15 protein-coding genes are annotated in these 19,113 nt (G+C 71.4%); 6 read left to right on the top strand and 9 right to left on the bottom strand.

The genetic code is table 11. From position 1 onward, the window contains the following. Positions 1–134 precede the first annotated feature (134 nt). The 5 genes from QC283_RS29240 to QC283_RS29260 all read left to right on the top strand — a co-directional run bounded on the left by QC283_RS29240 (position 135) and on the right by QC283_RS29260 (position 4,842). Entirely contained in the window at positions 135–686 is a 552-nt protein-coding gene (locus QC283_RS29240; RefSeq protein ID WP_279564715.1) for a DUF6082 family protein, read from the top strand. 150 nt (positions 687–836) lie between these two features. Continuing rightward, positions 837–1,073 (top strand): hypothetical protein, encoded by a 237-nt coding sequence (locus QC283_RS29245; protein ID WP_279564716.1) that lies wholly within the window; start codon positions 837–839, stop codon positions 1,071–1,073. 279 nt (positions 1,074–1,352) lie between these two features. Continuing rightward, positions 1,353–2,297, top strand: coding sequence for a sucrase ferredoxin (locus QC283_RS29250; RefSeq protein ID WP_279564717.1), 945 nt, complete (start codon positions 1,353–1,355; stop codon positions 2,295–2,297). Positions 2,298–2,434: 137 nt separating this feature from the next. Continuing rightward, a complete protein-coding gene (locus QC283_RS29255; protein WP_279564718.1) occupies positions 2,435–4,165 on the top strand; it encodes a sensor histidine kinase in 1,731 nt (576 codons plus the stop codon). After that, complete coding sequence (locus tag QC283_RS29260; RefSeq protein ID WP_279564719.1) at positions 4,162–4,842, top strand: response regulator; 681 nt, start codon at positions 4,162–4,164, stop codon at positions 4,840–4,842. Before QC283_RS29255 ends, QC283_RS29260 begins: the two co-directional genes overlap by 4 nt. A 59-nt stretch (positions 4,843–4,901) precedes the next feature. Here QC283_RS29260 and QC283_RS29265 read toward each other — a convergent pair whose 3' ends face one another. The 3 genes from QC283_RS29265 to QC283_RS29275 all read right to left on the bottom strand — a co-directional run bounded on the left by QC283_RS29265 (position 4,902) and on the right by QC283_RS29275 (position 9,308). Then, positions 4,902–6,494, bottom strand: a complete 1,593-nt coding sequence (locus tag QC283_RS29265; protein WP_279564720.1) for a solute symporter family protein — start codon at positions 6,492–6,494, stop codon at positions 4,902–4,904. Continuing rightward, the gene (locus QC283_RS29270) at positions 6,491–7,045 is read right to left on the bottom strand and encodes a DUF485 domain-containing protein (protein ID WP_279564721.1); all 555 of its coding nucleotides are present in this window, start codon (positions 7,043–7,045) and stop codon (positions 6,491–6,493) included. Before QC283_RS29270 ends, QC283_RS29265 begins: the two co-directional genes overlap by 4 nt. A 139-nt stretch (positions 7,046–7,184) precedes the next feature. Beyond that, positions 7,185–9,308, bottom strand: coding sequence for a DNA gyrase/topoisomerase IV subunit B (locus QC283_RS29275; protein ID WP_279564722.1), 2,124 nt, complete (start codon positions 9,306–9,308; stop codon positions 7,185–7,187). A 440-nt stretch (positions 9,309–9,748) separates the two neighbouring features. On the opposite strand from QC283_RS29275, the gene QC283_RS29280 reads away from it, so the two are divergent. Beyond that, complete coding sequence (locus QC283_RS29280; RefSeq protein WP_031035360.1) at positions 9,749–9,979, top strand: DUF7455 domain-containing protein; 231 nt, start codon at positions 9,749–9,751, stop codon at positions 9,977–9,979. Positions 9,980–10,087: 108 nt separating this feature from the next. Here the strand turns inward: QC283_RS29280 and QC283_RS29285 are convergent, their stop codons facing one another. From QC283_RS29285 to QC283_RS29310, 6 genes are all read right to left on the bottom strand, one after another. Next, positions 10,088–10,945 (bottom strand): S1 family peptidase, encoded by an 858-nt coding sequence (locus QC283_RS29285; protein WP_279564723.1) that lies wholly within the window; start codon positions 10,943–10,945, stop codon positions 10,088–10,090. Between the two features lie 146 nt (positions 10,946–11,091). Next, entirely contained in the window at positions 11,092–12,621 is a 1,530-nt protein-coding gene (locus QC283_RS29290) for an RNA polymerase sigma factor (RefSeq protein ID WP_279564724.1), read from the bottom strand. Between the two features lie 426 nt (positions 12,622–13,047). Then, positions 13,048–13,935 carry a sporulation transcriptional regulator WhiH gene (gene whiH, locus QC283_RS29295; protein WP_279564725.1) on the bottom strand — a complete coding sequence of 296 codons (888 nt, stop codon included), beginning with the start codon at positions 13,933–13,935 and terminating at the stop codon, positions 13,048–13,050. A 161-nt stretch (positions 13,936–14,096) separates the two neighbouring features. Further along, entirely contained in the window at positions 14,097–16,121 is a 2,025-nt protein-coding gene (locus QC283_RS29300) for an ABC transporter ATP-binding protein (protein WP_279564726.1), read from the bottom strand. Between the two features lie 159 nt (positions 16,122–16,280). Beyond that, the gene (locus QC283_RS29305; protein WP_279564727.1) at positions 16,281–17,039 is read right to left on the bottom strand and encodes an NUDIX hydrolase; all 759 of its coding nucleotides are present in this window, start codon (positions 17,037–17,039) and stop codon (positions 16,281–16,283) included. 131 nt (positions 17,040–17,170) lie between these two features. Continuing rightward, positions 17,171–19,090 carry a glycogen debranching N-terminal domain-containing protein gene (locus tag QC283_RS29310; protein WP_279564728.1) on the bottom strand — a complete coding sequence of 640 codons (1,920 nt, stop codon included), beginning with the start codon at positions 19,088–19,090 and terminating at the stop codon, positions 17,171–17,173. Positions 19,091–19,113 lie beyond the last annotated feature (23 nt).

Here is a 19,113-nt window from a genome sequence, read left to right on the forward strand (position 1 = left end):
CGCCTCTCCGCCTCCCCGCCGATCAGCGCAGCTCGGCACTCTGGAGGTGGCACGCGCCGCCCATCGCACGCCGGTCCCCGTCAGCCGACCCGCACTCGACGACCGGCGCGTGATCGCCTGATTCGGGGGATGACATGGCCACACGGAAGAACATCACGGGGAGGTTCGGCTCCGCCGCGGCCGGGGTGCTGCTCGCCACGGCCGGGATGTCACTGGCCGCGCGGAGGCGGCGGCACGAAGCAGCCCGTATGCACGAACGGCTGCTGGAGCTGGAGGAACTGGCGATCCGGCGCCAGTCGCTGGCGCACCAGCAGCGTATGCACTGGGAATTGCTGACCAGGGCCATCGATGACCCGTCCCTCGCCGAGGTCATCGACACCTACGACAAGAACATCCCGGCCGAGCGGCGGCGTCAGTTCTTCTATGCGAACGCCTGGTACGTCAACCTCTACCACGTCCACCGAGCGGGACTCCTGGACCAGGAAGGGCTGCAGGGACGTCTCAGGGAGTTCTTCCAGAGCCCGGTCTTCCGCGAGTACTGGGAAGCGTCGAGGCACATGCGCGCCGCACTCGACGAGGACTCCCACGAGGCGCGGCTGGGCCACGTGGTCGACGGTCTGGCCAAGGATTTCGACGAGGCTGACACAGACGAATGGTGGGTCGTCGGAACACCTTCGGACGATTGAGGGCCTGCTGCTCCGAACGGGGCCAACCCGTCAACCTCAAGGAGGCAACAGTGCACTTATGGGGTCGTGCCGGTCACAGTGACTTCCCCACAGCCAGTAGCGTGTGCATTCGTCACTCTGCCAGCCCCTTGTCTATAAGGACCGGTACCCTTGAAGATCGTGCGCCGCATCGGTGTGCCTCCCAGTGCCCGTGGCAGTACCACGGGCTCCACCTGCCCCGACGTGTTCGAACTGAGCGACGGCAACTTCGCCGTCATCGGCACCGAGGCCACCGATGCGCTGGAGCGTGAGCTGCCCGCCGACGCCGCCCGTGCCGACTACGAACGCATCGTCGTGGTCAGCCGGGAAACCCTGATCCGCGCCAAGGCGGACATCCCCGACGTCTGACGTCACCGTTCGGGTCTCCGGCCGCATCCACCGCCGTCCGCGCCGGACACCCTCACCGCCGAGCAGCCCGGCACCCCGTCCTCGCTCGACGTCTCCCGACCAGGCCTGGCGCCCGAACGGCACCAGGCCGATCGCATGCTCAGCCCACCGCCGGCATGCCGGCCGAGTTCGTGGCCTGGCAGGCTCCACCCGCACCCGAGGCCGCCCCGGCCACTACCGGAGCAGCGCTCAGGCGCGGCTCGAAGCCGCCGCGACGCAAGTCAGGTTAGGCTCACCTCTGTGAGTACGTGCTCAACGGTCTCCCGGGACCTCGACGAGCCCCTCCCGGGCACCGCACCCGTCGCGAGGACCTGGTTGCTGCTCGAACAACCCGGCCCGTGGGGCGCCAAGGCGCTCACCTCGAGCCACCTCGATCCCAGGCTGGGACGTGCCCTGGACGCTGCGGTGAAGGGCACGGGCGTACGTATCGCGCTCATCCGTCGGCCCGGGCGCCACGCGGACCGCGGCACTCCGGCCGGGCGCCGGGTGTACGCGGCCCACACCGTGCCGGGAAACGTATGGCTGCACGGCACCACACTCACGGACCCCCGCCGACTGCTCGGCCTCGATTTCGCCGCGCTGGCCAGGGGCGACAGCCGTACCTTCGGCTCGGTACTCCAAGGCGGTCCCCACCTCGGTGATCCGCTCGCTCTCGTCTGCACCAACGGCAAGCGCGACCGGTGCTGCGCCCTCCTCGGCCGGCCGCTGGCGGCCGAGCTCGCCGCGTCCGGGACCGAGAGCGTCTGGGAGGTCACCCATCTGGGCGGTCACCGCTTCTCACCGACGGTGCTGGTACTGCCCCACGGTTACGCGTACGGCCGGGTCCAGGCCCCCGCGGTCAAGGAGATCCTGCACGGTGCGCGCAAGGGCCGGATCGTCGTCGAGGGCTGCCGCGGGAACTCCTCGTGGGAGCGCCCCGGCCAGGCGGCCGAGCTGGCCGTGCGCCGGGCCGTGGGCGAGGACGCGGCCCAGGCGCTGAGCGTCGTACGGACGGACGGCGCCGCACCGCGCTGGGAGGTGACCCTGGCGCACGCCGACGGCCGGAACTGGCGGGTCACCGTCGCACAGGACGCGTCGGCGCCACCGCGTCCGGAGAGCTGCGGTGCGTCGGTGCTGGGCTCGCCGGCGCGGATGGAGGTCGTCGCGGTACGCGAACTGTCGGTGACGGCGGCCCTCGCGAGCTGAGGTCGCGGACCCGGGCGGCGAGCGGATGCCGGAGGGCGGCGAAGGCCTCGACCGGGCCCTCCCTGTCACGCACGCTCGGGAGATCCGCGCCACACCCCTCTACGGCAGGCCGCCACCTCCCACGTACGGTCATGGGTATGAGCCCCACTCCCCCCGTACGCCGCCTGCGCCTCGGCCTGCCGCGGCGGGTGTTCTCGCAGGTGCTGCTGATGCAGCTGGCGATCGCCGCGGGAGTCGCCGTGCTCGCGACCGGGCTGTTCCTGGCTCCGCTCAGTGACCAACTGGACGACCAAGCGATGCGCCGGGCACTCGCGATCGCGCAGACCACCGCCCAGCAGCCACAGGTGGTACGGGACCTGCACACCACCCGGCCCGCGCCCGACGGCCCGGTGCAACAGGAGACGGAGCGGATCCGGAAGGCCACGAAGGCGGAGTACGTCGTCGTCATGGACCGGCAGGGCGTGCGCTGGTCGCACACCGACCCGGAGCGGATCGGCGAGATCGTCTCGACCGACCCCGGACAGGCCCTGGCCGGCCGTGAGGTCATGGAGATCGACGACGGCACCCTGGGCCGCTCCGCGCGCGGCAAGGTACCCCTGCGCGACAGTGGCGGCGCCGTCGTCGGCGCCGTCTCGGTCGGCATCGCGTACGACAGCGTCCGGGCCCGGCTGATCCACGCCATCCCCGGCCTGTTCGCGTACGCCGGCGGCGCCCTGGCCGTCGGCGCGCTGGCCGCCTGGCTCATCTCCCGTCGGGTCCAGCGGCAGACCCGGGACCTGGCCTTCTCCGACATCGCGGGCCTGCTCGCGGAGCGCGAGGCCATGCTGCACGGCATCCGGGAGGGTGTCGTCGCCCTGGACCGCGGCGGCAGGGTGCGACTGCTCAACGACGAGGCGCAGCGTCTCCTGGGCATCGGGGGCGAGGCCGTCGGCCGCTCCCCCGACGAGGCTCTCGGCGCGGGGCGCACCGCCGACGTCCTGGCCGGCCGGGTGGCCGGGACCGACCTGCTGACCGTGCGCGGCCAGCGCGTCCTGGTCGCCAACCGGATGCCCACCGACGACGGCGGTGCCGTCGCCACCCTGCGCGACCGCACCGAGCTGGAGCAGCTCGGCCGGGAGCTGGACTCGACGCGCGGCCTGATCGACGCCCTGCGCGCGCAGGACCACGAGCACGCCAACCGCATGCACACCCTGCTGGGACTGCTCGAACTGGAGATGTACGACGACGCCGTGGAGTTCGTCGGCGAGGTGGTCGGCGACCACCGGGTCACCGCGGAGCAGATCACGGAGCGGATCCAGGATCCCCTGCTCGCCGCGCTGCTGGTCGGCAAGGCGACCGTCGCGGCCGAACGCGGAGTCGCCCTGTGGGTGTCGGACCGGACGCGGCTCCCGGACCTTCTGGTCGACCCCAGGGGACTCGTCACGATCGTCGGCAACCTGGTCGACAACGCGCTCGACGCCGTCGCGGGGACGGCACACGCGCGCGTGGAGGTCGAATTGCGTACCCGGGGACGTGCCACCACGCTCAGGGTGCGGGACACCGGGCCCGGCATTCCCGCGGAACACCGCGAGCTGGTGTTCACGGCGGGTTGGTCCACCAAGGAGCCGCCGGCGCATCGCCGGCGCGGCATCGGGCTGTCGCTGGTACGCAGGCTGGCCGAGCGGCAGGGCGGCAGCGCCACCGTCGGCGAGGCGCACGGCGGTGGCGCGGAGTTCGTCGTCGAACTGCCCGAGGCACTGGCCGGACCGGACCTGGGACCCGCCCGCACCGCACCCGTGAACACCGCACCCGTGAGCACCACCCACTTGAACACCACTCCCGCGAACACCACGCCCGTGAACACCGCTGCCGAGGAGGAGTCCCGATGATCGAGGTCCTGGTCGTGGACGACGACACGCGGGTCGCGCGGGTCAACGCCGCCTACGTCGAGAAGGTCCCCGGCTTCCACGTCGCCGGTGAGGCGCACAGCGCGCTGGAGGCGCTGCGCGGCGTGGAGACGCTGCCCCGCGTGGATCTGATCCTGCTGGATCACTACCTGCCCGACCGGACCGGTCTGGAGGTCGTCCAGGAGATGCGGCGGCGGGGCCTCCAGGCCGACGTGATCATGGTGACGGCGGCACGGGACGTGTCGACCGTCCAGGCGGCGATGCGCCAGGGGGCCCTGCAGTACCTGGTCAAGCCGTTCGCCTTCGCGGGGCTGCGCGCCAAGCTGGTGGCGTACGCGGAGCTGCGGCGCACGCTCGACGGCGGTGGCGAGGCGGAGCAGGCGGAGGTCGACCGCATCTTCGGCGCCCTCTCCGCGCCGTCGGAGCCGGGGCTGCCCAAGGGGCACTCCCCCACCACCGCCGAGCTCGTGCGCCAGTGTCTGATGAAGGCCGACGGCGCTCTCTCGGCCCAGGAGATCGCCGAGCGGACCGGGGTGAGCCGGCAGACCGCTCAGCGCTACCTGAAGCTTCTGGAACGCACGGGACGGGCCAGACTGACCCTCAAGTACGGCGACGCGGGCCGCCCGGAGCACCGCTACGAGTGGGCGACCCGCGCCTGAGGATCACCGGGGCATCACTGGAGCGAAGCGCGCCTCCGCCTCCTGCACGGCGCCCGCTCTCACACGGCCCCCGCCCCGGTCAGCGACCGTACCTCCGTCTCGGCGTGCCTGGCCTCGTCCGGGACCTCCCGCGAGGTGACCGTGCCGAGCCAGCCCGCGACGAAGCCCAGTGGGATCGAGACCAGGCCGGGATTCCGCAGGGGGAAGTACTGGAAGTCGACGCCCGGGAACAGCGACTGCGGGCTGCCCGACACGACGGGGGAGAGCAACACGAGCAGCACGGCCGGGACGAGACCGCCGTAGACGGCCCACACGGCACCCCGTGTGGTGAAGCCATGCCAGAAAAGCGAGTAGAGCAGCACCGGCAGATTGGCGGACGCGGCGACGGCGAAGGCGAGACCCACCAGGAAGGCGACGTTGAGGTCGCGGGCGAGCAGGCCGAGGGCGATCGCGGCGGCGCCGATACCGACGGCGGCGACACGGGCCACGGCGACCTCACTGCGCGGCTTGGCGTCGCGGCGCCGCAGGGACGCGTACAGGTCGTGGGCCACGGACGCCGAGGAGGCCAGGGTGACGCCGGCGACCACCGCGAGGATGGTGGCGAAGGCGACGGCGGCGACGACCGCGAACAGGATCGTTCCCCCGGTGGACCCCGTGCCGCCGCCCAGGTCGAGGGCGAGCAGCGGGACCGCCGTGTTCCCGGCGGCGTTCGACGCGCGTACGGCATCCGGCCCGACCAGGGCGGCGGCGCCGAATCCGAGCACGATCGTCATCAGGTAGAAGCCGCCGATGAGGCCGATCGCCCAGACGACGGACCGCCGTGCCGCCCGCGCGGTGGGCACCGTGTAGAAGCGGGACAGGATGTGCGGCAGCCCGGCCGTGCCCAGCACCAGGGCGAGCCCCAGGCTGATGAAGTCGAAGCGCGAGGTCCAGTCCCCGCCGTACGCGAGCCCGGGCGCCAGGAAGGCTTCGCCGTGACCGCTGCGCTCGGCCGCCGTGCGCAGCAGCCGGTCGACGTCCCCGTGGAAGCGCACCAGGACAAGGGCGGTCAGGGCCACGGTGCCGCCCAGCAGCAGCACCGCCTTGACGATCTGGATCCAGGTGGTGGCCCGCATTCCGCCCAGCGACACATAGATCACCATGAGGGCGCCCACGCCTACGACGGTCCAGGTCCGCGCGGTCTCGCTGGTGCCGCCGAGCAGCAGCGCGACCAGGCTGCCCGCGCCCACCATCTGCGCCACCAGGTACAGAACCGACACGGTGACCGAGGAGGTTCCGGCCGCGATCCGCACCGGTCGTTCCCGCATCCGTGCCGCCACGACGTCGGCGAGGGTGAACCTCCCGCAGTTGCGCACGAGTTCGGCGACGAGGAAGAGCACGACGAGCCAGGCCACCAGAAAGCCCACCGAATACAGCATGCCGTCGTAGCCGTGGAGCGCGATGAGCCCCGAGATACCGAGGAAGGAAGCGGCCGACATGTAGTCGCCGGCGATGGCGAAACCATTCTCCATCGGGGAGAACAGGCGGCCGCCCGCGTAGAACTCCTCCGCCGAGCCCTGCCTCTTGCGACTCACCCACGTGGTGATCGCCAGCGTGACGGCGACGAAACTGCTGAACAGCACCAGCGCCAACGTCTGGTGATCGTCCGTCACGACGCACCGCCTCGCGCGCCGCGCGTCAGTTCCTGGGTGTCCCAGCGCAGTTCGAGCGCGGCCCGGTCCCTGCGCAGCCGGGCGTGCCGGGTGTACGCCCAGGTGAGCAGGAACGTGCTGAGGAACTGCCCGAGCCCGGCGAGCATCGCCACGTTCATCGCCCCGGCCACCGGCCGGGACATCAGCGTGGGCATCGTCGTGGCGGCCACCACGTAGGCGACGTACCACACGAGGAAGGCGGCCACCGCCGGCACCACGAACCCGCGGTACCGGCCGCGAACCTCCTGGAACGCCGCGCTGCGCTGAACCTCCAGGTACACGTCGGCCGCGGCCCGGTGCGGCTCCGGCGCCGGTTCCCGGCCCGGCGCCGGCTCCGCGGACTCCGCCCCGGCCGACTCGCCCCAGCCGGAGGCGAGGACGTCGTACCAGGGGTCGTCGTACCCCGGACTCGGGGAGGCTTCGGCCAGGAGCCGGTCCGGGGCGTCGCGGTGGTCGACCGCGCTTTCGGAACCGCCCCCGGCGCCTCGGAGGCGATCGTTGCTTGACTGCATGCCCAAGGATGGACAGAACGGGAAGATCCCTTACTCTTCTTCCCCTCGCGTTTCACCCCTTCAGGTGACTGTGCCGCCTCGTCGGCCGCACGAGCCCCTCCCTGTGCACGTAGCGCACCGCCTCCACGGTCACGCGCGGTTACGCGTCGATGCGCGACCGGTCCAGCGTCGCCGCCGAACTGGAGATGAACTCCTTGCGGGGAGCGACGTCATTCCCCATCAGCAGGTCGAAGACCTGCTCGGCGGAGTCCAGATCGGTGAGGTTGATCCGGCGCAGGGTGCGGCGCCGCGGATCCATGGTCGTCTCCGCCAGCTGGTCGGCGTCCATCTCGCCCAGACCCTTGTAGCGCTGGATGGAGTCCTTGTACCGGATGTTCTTGCTCTGGAACTCCATGAGCGTGTCCCGCAGCTCCCGGTCGGAGTACGTGTAGACGTACTTGTCCTGGCCCTTCTTGGGCTGGACGAGCTCGATGCGGTGCAGCGGCGGCACCGCGGCGAAGACCCGGCCGGCCTCCACCATGGGCCGCATGTAGCGGTGGAACAGGGTCAGCAGCAGGGTGCGGATGTGGGAGCCGTCCACATCGGCGTCGGTCATCATGATGATCTTGCCGTAGCGGGCCGCGTCGATGTCGAAGGTACGGCCGGACCCGGCTCCTATGACCTGGATGATCGCGCCGCACTCGGCGTTCTTCAGCATGTCGGTCACGGACGACTTCTGGACGTTGAGGATCTTGCCCCGGATCGGCAGCAGTGCCTGGAACTCGGAGTTCCGGGCGAGCTTCGCCGTGCCCAGCGCGGAGTCGCCCTCGACGATGAACAGCTCGCTGCGGTCGACGTCGTCGCTGCGGCAGTCGGCGAGCTTCGCCGGCAGCGAGGAGGACTCCAGGGCCGTCTTGCGGCGCTGGGCGTCCTTGTGCTGACGGGCGGCGATACGGGTACGGGCCGCGGCGACGGCCTTCTCCATGACCACGCGGGCCTGCTGGGCGTCGTCGCGCTTGGTGGAGGTCAGGAACGCCTTGAGTTCCTTGGTGATGACGTTGTTCACGATCCGGCGGGCCGCCGAGGTGCCGAGGACCTCCTTGGTCTGGCCCTCGAACTGCGGCTCGGCGAGGCGGACCGTCACGACCGCCGTCAGCCCCTCCAGGGCGTCGTCCTTGACGATGTCGTCCTCGGCGACGCGCAGCATCTTCTTGGTCCGCAGCACCTCGTTCATCGTCTTCGCCACCGCCTGCTCGAAGCCCGCGACGTGGGTGCCGCCCTTGGGCGTGGCGATGATGTTGACGAACGACTTGAGGGTGGTGTCGTAACCGGTGCCCCAGCGCATCGCGACGTCGACCCCGAGGTCACGGGTGACCTCGGTGGGCGTCATCTGACCGTGCTCGTCCAGGACCGGGACCGTCTCCTTGAAGCTGCCGTTCCCGTTGAAGCGGAGGACGTCGCAGACGGGCCGGTCGCCGGCCAGGAATTCGCAGAACTCGCTGATGCCGCCGTCGAAGCGGAAGGACTCCTCGCCCTTGCTGCCGCCGTCACCGAGACCGAACTCGTCGCGTACGACGATGGTCAGGCCGGGCACCAGGAAGGCGGTCTGGCGGGCCCGCTGGTGCAGGTTCTCCAGGGAGAGCTTGGCGTCCTTCAGGAAGATCTGCCGGTCGGCCCAGTACCGCACGCGCGTGCCGGTGCGGCTCTTGGGGATCTTCTTGCCCTTGCGCAGCCCGCTCCCGGCCTCGAACTTCGCGTCCGGGCCCGCCCCCGTGAACGCGCCGGGAACGCCGCGCCGGAAGCTGATGGCATTCGTGTTCCCGCTGCGGTCCACCTCGATGTCCAGGCGGGCGGACAGGGCGTTCACCACGGAGGCGCCGACGCCGTGCAGACCGCCGGAGGCTGCGTACGAGCCGCCGCCGAACTTGCCGCCCGCGTGCAGCTTGGTCATGACGACCTCGACGCCGGACAGGCCTGTCTTGGGCTCGACGTCGACCGGGATGCCCCGGCCGTTGTCCCGGACCTCCACCGACGCGTCGTCGTGGAGGATCACCTCGATGTGGTCGCAGTAACCGCCGAGGGCTTCGTCGACGGAGTTGTCGATGATCTCCCACAGGCAGTGCATCAGGCCACGGCTGTCGGTCGATCCGATGTACATGCCCGGACGCTTGCGCACGGCCTCGAGCCCTTCGAGGACGAGCAGGTGCCGCGCGGTGTAGTTGGATCCGTCCCGGTCTGCTCCTGCCAGCAGCGCAGTGGACGGCACGGATGTCTCGGCGGTCACGCGGTTCGCTCCTCGCTGAATTTCAGATGGGGCCCCGCTGGGTAAGGGCGCGGCTCGGTTCTCCGGTCAGAGGGTACCGAGGCCTGGTAGAGCCGTTGTAACGCCACCCTCGTCGCGAGCTCACCCTAGTCCAGCGTCGCATGCCTGTTCGATCCCTCGATGGGGTGAAGTACACATCACGTTCCCTTCGACGCATGAACCATTTAGGCTCCGGGCACGTCCTCTTGAACAAACCGGCAACCCAGCCGGCGGGACTGACACTGACCGACAGCGCGAACCCGTACGACACAGAGACACGCAATACGGCACATTCGCCGCCAACCGGCAACAGCCGGCCCCTCGGAAAGTTTTTTCGAGGAAAAGCCACGAGCGGGAACGTTTTGGGGCTGGTTGGATGTTGACCCTGGTACGACAGCTCGTCGAGCTAGAGAAGAGGCGACGTGACTACTGTTCTGACTTCCGCAAGCCCGCTGACGGCCGCTGATCGCTGCGACCGCTGCGGCGCCCAGGCATACCTGCGCGTCGTCCTGCTGAGCGGCGGAGAACTGCTCTTCTGTGCCCACCACGGGCGCAAGTTCGAGCCGGAACTCAAGAAAATCGCCGCTGAGATACAGGACGAGACGGAGCGGCTGACGGCCGTTCCGGAATCTTCCGCCGAGGAAGAGCGCTGACGCTCCGCGCCCGACGACGAGCCAGCCCGGCACAGGCCGAACGGGCGGCCGCCTCCGCAACCAGGAGGCGGCCGCCCGTGTCCGTGCCCGGAAGGCTCTCAGAGGCCGTCAGAAGCCCCCGCGCTGCCGCGCGGCGGCGTCGTCCCATCCCAGCGTCCGCAGGACGGCGGAGACGCGTGTGTACACCCCGGGACTGCCCGGGCGTCCACAGCCGCTCCCCCAGGACACGAGACCGATGAGCCTCCCCCGGGCGACCAGCGGCCCCCCGCTGTCCCCCTGGCAGGCATCGCGGCCACCGACGTCCTCGCCGGCACAGAGCATGCTGCCGGCGAGATACCGTCCGTCGTCGCTTCCCGGGTACGCCCGCTCACAGCGCGCGTCCGGCAGCACGCGCACGCGTGCCGCCCGCAGGCCGTTCGCGTAGTCCCCGGCACCCGAGGTGTCACCCCATCCATAGACGAGGGCCCCCGTTTCGGGGCTGTAGGCGGGGTCACCCTCTGCCGCCATCCCTATGACCGAACCGGCGGGAAGAGCTTCGGAGAGGGTGAGCACCGCGAAGTCTCCGGCGTTGCTGACGTCGTCGTGCGCCGGGTTCACCCAGACGTCACGGACGGGAATCTCGTGACCCCGTTCCGACAGCAGGTCCGTACGGCCGGCGATGACCCTCAGGTCCCGTACCTGCTCGGGCGGCGACCCGAGGACCTCCTCGCCCAGGCAGTGGGCCGCCGTGAGCACGGTGGTACGTCCGACGGCCACTCCCCCGCAGAACTGTCCCGCCCGCGTACCTCCGAACCGGTCACGACTGGACAGGGCGACGGTCCACGGACTGTCGGACACTTCGACCGGAAAGCCTCCCACGACGACACTGTCTGCGGATGCGGGGGCGGCGGACACCAGCGGTATCGCGGTCGCCGCGGCCGCCAGGACCAGCGGCCGGACCAGTGCCCGGGCAAAGAGACGACGCATGCAGGCTCCTCACTCCACGTTGCGATGGAACACCCACAGTGATCCAGCCCGCCGAGCCTCGCACCCGCTGGTCAACGCGAAGGCCCGGTTCCCCACCTGGTGGAACCGGGCCCTGTCGCTCTTACGACCGCTCGTACGACCGCGACCTAGTCGAGGTAGTCGCGCAGCACCTGGGAGCGCGACGGGTGACGCAGCTTCGACATCGTCTTCGACTCGATCTGGCGGATGCGCTCGCGCGTGACGCCGTACACCTTGCCGATCTCGTCGAGGGTCTTCGGCTGACCGTCGGTGAGACCGAAGCGCATGGAGACGACGCCCGCCTCGCGCTCGGACAGGGTGTCGAGGACGGAGTGCAGCTGCTCCTGCAGGAGCGTGAAGCTGACCGCGTCGGCCGGGACGACCGCTTCGGAGTCCTCGATGAGGTCACCGAACTCGCTGTCACCGTCCTCGCCCAACGGGGTGTGGAGCGAGATGGGCTCGCGGCCGTACTTCTGGACCTCGATGACCTTCTCCGGGGTCATGTCGAGTTCCTTGGCCAGCTCCTCCGGGGTGGGCTCGCGGCCCAGGTCCTGGAGCATCTGGCGCTGCACGCGCGCGAGCTTGTTGATGACCTCGACCATGTGCACCGGGATACGGATGGTGCGGGCCTGGTCGGCCATCGCGCGGGTGATCGCCTGACGGATCCACCAGGTGGCGTACGTGGAGAACTTGTAGCCCTTGGTGTAGTCGAACTTCTCCACCGCGCGGATCAGACCGAGGTTGCCCTCCTGGATGAGGTCCAGGAAGAGCATGCCGCGGCCGGTGTAGCGCTTGGCCAGGGAGACCACCAGGCGGAGGTTGGCCTCCAGCAGGTGGTTCTTGGCGCGGCGGCCGTCCTCGGCGATGATCTCCAGCTCGCGCTTGAGCTTGGGCGCGAGCTTGTCGGAGTTCGCCAGCTTGTCCTCGGCGAACAGGCCGGCCTCGATGCGCTTGGCGAGCTCGACCTCCTGCTCGGCGTTGAGCAGGGGGACCTTGCCGATCTGCTTGAGGTAGTCCTTGACCGGGTCAGCGGTGGCGCCGGCCGCGGCGACCTGCTGGGCCGGAGCGTCGTCCTCGTCGTCGTCGGACAGGACGAAGCCCGCGTTCTCGGTGCCCTCGGGCTCCTCCGTCGCGGCCTTCGGCTCCTCGACCGCCTCGTCCTCGAGAAGCTCGCCGTCTTCCTTCTTGGCGGTGGTCTTCTTGGCCGCCGTCTTCTTGGCGGTCGTCTTCTTCACCGCCGCCTTCTTGGCGGTCGTCTTCTTGGCCGCCGCCTTCTTGGCGGGCGTCTCTTCCTCGCCGGCGGGGTCGGTGGGCGCCGCCGAGGCGGCGGGGGCGGTGGCCTTCCTGCTGGTCACCGTCTTCGCCGCGACCGTCTTGGTGGCGGTGCGCTTGGCGGGACTCTTCGCTGCGACGCTCTTACGGGTGCGCTTGGGCTCCGCGGCACTGACCATCAGCGTCACACCCTCTTCCTCGAGGATCTGATTGAGGCTGCGCAGTACGTTCTTCCACTGAGTGGCCGGAATCTGGTCAGCTTCGAAGGCTCGACGCACGTCGTCGCCGGCGATCTGCCCCTCAGCCTTTCCCCGCTCAATGAGCGCCATGACAGAGACGGACTCGGCGATCTCCGGCGGGAGCGTACGGGATGTGCTGGCCGACACGAACAACCTCTCGGAACGTTGGAAAACGGCTTCCGGCCCCGTCCACGACGGACAGGAGCCGACCGTCGGCTTGGGAGTGGGCCGACGGCGCGGGCGAGCCGGGGAGATGCACAGCGCCATGAACGGCGTCCGTATTCCCTCCGCGGCTGTCACCTCTTAGGTCATCGCGTTGTTCCCACGAGCGTTACGCCCAATCCGCGTGGCCCGAGTCACACCCCGTAAGCGTTCAAAACCGGTCAGACACGAATAAATAAGGTCACCGGCGAGTGCGACCCGGCCGCTCCAGGAGGCTCAGCCCGTCATCACACCCCGGACCCCGCGGAATCACGAGTGATTCCGCGGGGTCCGGGGTGGCGGCGAACCGGCCGGCCACAGCCATAGGAGGGGTCTGGCGTGCCCGGCCCGCGCCGTTGCGGCAGAACGCGGTCAGTGCTCGCGCGGGGCGGGCACCACGCGCTCCACCTCGGGGTGAACGGTCAGAAGCTGGCGCATGGCCGCCTCGGCCGCCGCGCCGTCCCCCGCGGCGAGGGCGTCGACGATCCGGCCGTGGTGCGCCAGCGACGCGTCGTTCGGCCGGTCACAGCCTGTCACCGGGCCGCCGGAGACGTGCAGCGCGGCGGAGACGATCCCGGAGAGGTGATCCAGCATGCGGTTGCCCGCGACCTGGATGAGGAGCGTGTGGAACTCGGCGTCGGCACGCGAGAAGGTGAGCGCGTCGCCCTGTCCCATGGCGTGACCCATGATCCCGACCATGTCGGACAGACGCTGTTGGACTTCCTCCCGCCCGTGCCCGGCGGCGAGGCGCGCGGCGAGCGGCTCGATCGTCCAGCGCAGCTCGCTGAGCTCGCGGCGCTGGTCGTCGCGCTGCGGCCCGAAGGCGCGCCATTCGATGATGTCCGGGTCGAGCAGGTTCCAGTCACTGACGGGACGCACGCGCGTGCCGACGTTCGGGCGGGCGCTGACCAGGCCCTTGGCCTCCAGCACGCGGAGGGACTCGCGGACGACGGTACGGGACACCTCGAAGCGCTGGCCGATCTCCTCGGGCACCAGCGGGCGGTCGGCGCCCAGGTCGCCCGAAACGATCATCTGGCCGAGCTGCTGGACGAGTTGCCCGTGCAGTCCGCGGCCACGGCTGCCCGCGGTACGCCGGCCCACGCGGCCCAGCTCGCTCTCCACCCCTTCCCAGGCGGGCACTCCGACGCGGTCGACGGCGGGCGCCTCGGCGTAGGGGTAGCGGTCGAGTTCGCCCGGGTTCGCGAGGCCGGAGTCGGCGGAGCGGGCGGCGGTCATCATGGTGTGCGCAAGGGTACTCACGCATCCTTTGTCGGCGCCGTTCCCAACTCCCTTGAGGTCTTTGGTGAAAAGCACACGAAAGGGTGATCGCTCACCCCGTCGCAATTGACGCCTTATCGGAAAGAAATGGGCTTTCCCCGGGGAGTTGCGCACACGGTCGGAACGGAAGGGTGCGGCGGGCGTCATCGGACCCTGCTGCGCAGGGTCACGAGCAGGTATGCGCAGAGCAGAGTGGTCAGCGACAACGTCAGGGCGCTGCCCACGGGTTGGACGATCATGCGCAGGACCTCGGCCAGATACCGCTCCCCTCCGAACGGCCACTGCGTCAGGAGGACCTCGCGCACCCGCATCGGGAGGCCGGCGGCGGTCCGCACGGACGGGCCCTCCCAGACCTCTTGTACGAGCGGTACGACGAGTACGGGAACGGCCACCACCGCGGCGAGGCCCGCCGTGGTGGACCGGAAGACTCCCGCGGCGAGCACACCGGACCAGGCGCAGCCGACGACCAGCCCGAACCAACCGGCGCTCAGCGCGGGCCAGTCGGCGGGGGCCCGCGCGAGCTCCTGTCCGTAGAACAGACGGAGCGCTTCGGCGTCGCAGCCCACCGTCAGGGCGGCCAGCAGCAGTGCGGTGGCCGCGGAGACGAGGAGTTTGGCGGTCAGCAGCCCCATCCGGCGGGGGACGGTGCCGCGGTCCGCCGCCAGGGCGGGATGGCGGAACTCGTCGCCGAAGGCGAGCGCGCCGAGCAGCCCCGCGCCGAGCGCCGCGGGCGGCAGCGGCAGCTCCCGGGGCCACGCGGCCAGGAGACGCGGCTGGGGGGTGTGCCCGACGCGCGCCAGGACCACAGCGGTGACGGCGGATACGACGAGTACGACGGCGCCGGTGACGAACCCCGTGCTGATGCCGGTCGCGCGGCGGAGTTCGTAGCGGAGTGGGCGCAGCGGGCTGGGGGCGGAGCGGACGGAGACGGGGGGCGGGAGCGAGGACGCCGCCTTCCGCGGCGATCGCTGAGGAACACCCCCGAAGGGTCGGCGATTCGTGCCGGCCGTCCGGGTTTCGCCGGACGAGGGTGGGGAGTCGTCAGCGGCAAGGCGCGGCCGCGCTCCGCCAGGCCCGGCCTCACCGCCCGGCGGCTGTGTGGTGTCGGCGCGGAGGTGCGCCTCGTCGGAGAGGGGAGGGTCGGCATCGGCCGACGACTGACGGGGCCCGGCGAGGGCCGAGGGCGGGCCACCGGGCCGCCGGCTGTCGTCACCGTCGGGAGACAGGTGCGGGCCGGCCCCGCGGGAGTCGGTGACGTCCTGTTGCCGAGCCGCGGGCACCGTGTGCGCGCCCGGGCCCATGTCACCGGTCTCGTCGGCGATTTGGTGTACGAGGATCCCGTGACGGAACGCGGTCTCGCCGATGTCGGCGCACGTACTGCCGTACACCGCGAGGCGGTTGCCGCTCTCGCGTACGACCTCGACGGAACGGCGGGCCGAGCGTGCCTCTTTGGTCAGGAGGGCGGCGAGGCGGACGGCGTGCGGGCTGCGGACGGCGACGCGGGGACGCAGCCGGGTGCGGGAGAAGTCCGCCGCCGTCTGGTCGGCGACGACTCTGCCCCGTTCCAGCGTGACGACGTGGTCGGCGGCACGCGCGGCCTCCTTGGGATCCGCCGTACTGAACAGGACCGTGCCGCCCTGGCCGGCATGGTCGCGCAGCATGTCGCGGAGCCAGTGGGTCTCGCGGGCGCCGAGTGCTCCGGCGGGGTCGTCGAGCACCAGGGTGTGCGGGTCGGGAAGCAACGCACAGGCCATCCCGAGGCGTCGGTCCATTCCGCGGGAGAGGGTGCCGAGGCGTTCGTCGCGCAGGCTCACGAGGCCGACCGACTCCAGGACCTCGTCGGCCCGCCGGACGGGAATGCCGGCCGCCGCGCACAGCATGCGGAGGTGGCCGCGAACCGTGCGGGCCGGGTGCCCCGGCACGTCTCCCAGCAGCACGCCGACCTCGCGCGAGGGATGGGCGATGCGGTGCAGGGGGCGGCCTCTGAAGTAGGTGAGACCCCGGCCGCGCTGGAGTTCGAGCATGAGTCTGAGCGCCGTCGTCTTACCGGCGCCCGATGCTCCGAGCAGCGCGGTGACACGGCCCGCGCGCGCCTCGAAGGAAACGTCTTCGACGGCGGGCGGAAGCTCCTTGCGAGGGTTACTGGTCAGTCCGAAGGCCTGGATCACCCGTAGCAAGATAGCGCGTTATACCCGATTTTTCGGGTATCGCAAGGCTGGTCGAGCGCATGGGTGCAGACCTCTTCGATCCCTTGTTCGCCGTTCGCTCCGTTCGCTCCGTTCGCTCCGTTCGCTCCGTTCGCTCCGGAGTCCTGGCCTGGCCGGCCGTCACACCTCGGGGCGCAGCATCGGAGGATTGAGGAGAGTCGCGCCGCCGGCCCGGAAGAGCTGGGCGGGACGCCCGCCCTGGCGCGTGGTCGTGCCTCCGGTGGGGACGAGGAAGCCCGGTGTGCCCGTCACCTTGCGGTGGAAGTTGCGGGGGTCGAGCGCCACACTCCACACCGCCTCGTAGACGCGACGCAACTCGCCGACGGTGAACTCGGGCGGGCAGAACGCGGTGGCGAGCGACGAATACTCGATCTTGGAGCGGGCCCGTTCCACCCCGTCCGCCAGGATCTGGGCGTGGTCGAAGGCGAGCGGCGCCACCGGCTCGCCGTCACGGCCGTAGCCGGCCTGCTCCAGCAGTTCCTCGACCGGCGCCCAGCGCGCGTTACTGGCGTCACCGCCCGCCCGTGGCGCGGGCAGGTCGGGGGCGAGCGCGAGGTGGGCGACACTGACCACCCGCATCCGGGGATCGCGCTCGGGGTCGCCGTACGTCGCGAGCTGCTCCAGGTGGGCACCGTTGTCCTGGGTGGGTGCGACGGGGTCGTGGACGCACAGTCCCGTCTCCTCGGCCAGCTCCCGCGCCGCCGCCTGTGCCAGGTCCTCGTCGGCCCGTACGAAACCGCCGGGCAGGGCCCAGCGGCCCCGGAACGGCGGCTCGCCCCTGCGCACGGCCAGCGCGCACAGGGAGTGGCGGCGCACGGTCAGCACGACCAGGTCCACAGTGACGGCGAAGGGCGGAAAGGCTGACGGGTCGTAGGGCATGCGCCGATCATAGTCGTCTGCCTGACGATAAACACTCCCTTCACCGGCCTCTGCGGCGGCTGATCCACTTCGGCCCGACGGGGGCCGCACCGTCCACCCCCGGCCGCCGCGCGAGTCGACGTCAGGCCAGGTCAGGCTCCGAGTCGCAGCCCGTCGGCGGCCTCTTCGACCATGGCCATGCCGAGTCGGCCGACCCGCACCGAGAAGGGTGCTCCGGCGACCCGCAGCCCCGTCAGCCCGAGCTCCCCCAGGGGGGCGCTGCGTACGGGACGCAGGGTGACGGTCCCGGCCGGCGCGTCGGGGCGGATGCCCGCGAGCGTCGTCAGCAGCAGCACCCCGGCGGCGGCCGCGGTGGCGGCGGGCCGGCAGGCCGCCGGATGCGGCACGGGAGCGCTCGCGTCGGTGCGCTGCTCTCCCGCGTACATCTCCGGCAGGCGGTGGCCGAAGGCGCCCGCCGCGGCCAGTACGCCGCGCAGCAGCGAGGCCGCCTCCTTCTCATGGCCGGCGGCCGCCATCCCCGCCACCGCGATCGCCGTCTCCGGGACGCGTACCGCCCCGGCGCGGTGTCCGAAGGGGTTGTAGCCCGCTTCGCTCGCGGCCAGTCCGCGCAGACCCCAGCCCGAGTCCATGGCCGGCTTGCCCAGCAGCCGGGCCAGTTGAGCGGTCTGCGCCGGGTCGAGCAGGCCCGGGGCCGCGGCGCCCCCACCGAGCAGTCCGGTGTCGAGGAGATGCGCCGCGCTAGCGCTCAGGTGCGGCACGAGGCGTCCGTCCGCGGTCCGGGCCGCCGCCGGCCGTCCGCCTGCCGGGCCGTCGATCCAGAAGTCCCGCCGGAACGCCGTCCGCAGCCGCTGGGCCAACCGCCGCAGTCCGTCACCGCCCGGTCTGCCGAAGGCGTCGAGCAGCTCGGCGCCGAGCAGGGCGGCACGGTGCGCGTGGGCCTGGGTCTCGCAGCGGACGGGGCCGTCGGGGCGCGGATCGTGTACGTACCCTCCGTCCCCGACGGCGCCGCGCAGCCAGGTCAGGCACCGCTCTGCCGTCGGCATCAGCTCCCGCGTCTCGTCCTCGCCGAGCCCCCAGCGGCGGGCTTCCGCGAGGAGCACGGGAAAGAGCAGGGTCGCCTCCGTACCGGTACAGCCCGGCGGCAGATGCGGGCCGGCGTCACGTCTGGGTCCGGGGATCAGGCCGGCCCGCGGACCGGGGCCGCGATGCTGGGTGCGGGCGAGGGTGCGCAGCGTGCCGGCGGCGAGCCGGGTACCGAGGGGAAGCGTCATCCGGGCGGCGGCGAGCGCCTCGCCGGGGGCCGGACCGCAACGCCAGGGCACGCCGGCCGCGAGATGGACGTCGGCCGGGTGCGCGGGATCGCGCAGCATCAGGGCTCGGAGGTCCTCGATGCTGGTCCGCAGGAGGGCGGTGACCGCGGGGTCGTCACCGGTGGCGTGCGCCGAGGCCAGTGGGTCGGCCGCCGTGCGGCCCACTGGCCGAAGCGGTCCCGCGCCGTCCGGTCGTACGCGCAGCTCGACGCTCGTGCTGCCGCCCGGAGGCAGCACGAACTCCCACCGCAGCAGCCCCGCGGAGGCCAGTGCGTCGGCGGGCGGCGGGACGGCCGTGACCGACGCGCCCGCCGCGGCACAGGACCAGCGCAGCCCTGCGTCGTGGACGCTGGCGGGCAGGTCGGGGCCCGCGCGTCCCGCGGCGATCGACCCCAGGTCGGCCAGGTCCGTGCCCAGGGCCACCTCGACCGGCAGCCGCAGCGGACGGGATGCCCAACTGTGCAGGGTGATCCGCTCCGTACCGTCCGCGTCCCGGGTCCGCTCGACCATGACGTCCGGATCCGGACCCGGCGCGGCCGAAGTCCGCAGCGTCCCCACGAAGCGGACGCGGTCGGCTCCTGTCATCCGGGCCTGCGACGGAAGCGGTTCACGCCCGGCCACGCGAAGACGGCACCGGGAGAGCAGCCGCCGGCCCGCTCGGTAGAACCCCTCCAGCCCCAGGCCGGTCAGCTGCCCCTGGTCCGTGGAGATCACGAGGCCCGGGAGGGCCACGCCGATCATGGCTCGGTGGGTGGGGGGCAGGT

Origin of the sequence: Streptomyces sp. DH41, assembly GCF_029813785.1 — a bacterium.
Lineage (GTDB): Bacteria > Actinomycetota > Actinomycetes > Streptomycetales > Streptomycetaceae > Streptomyces.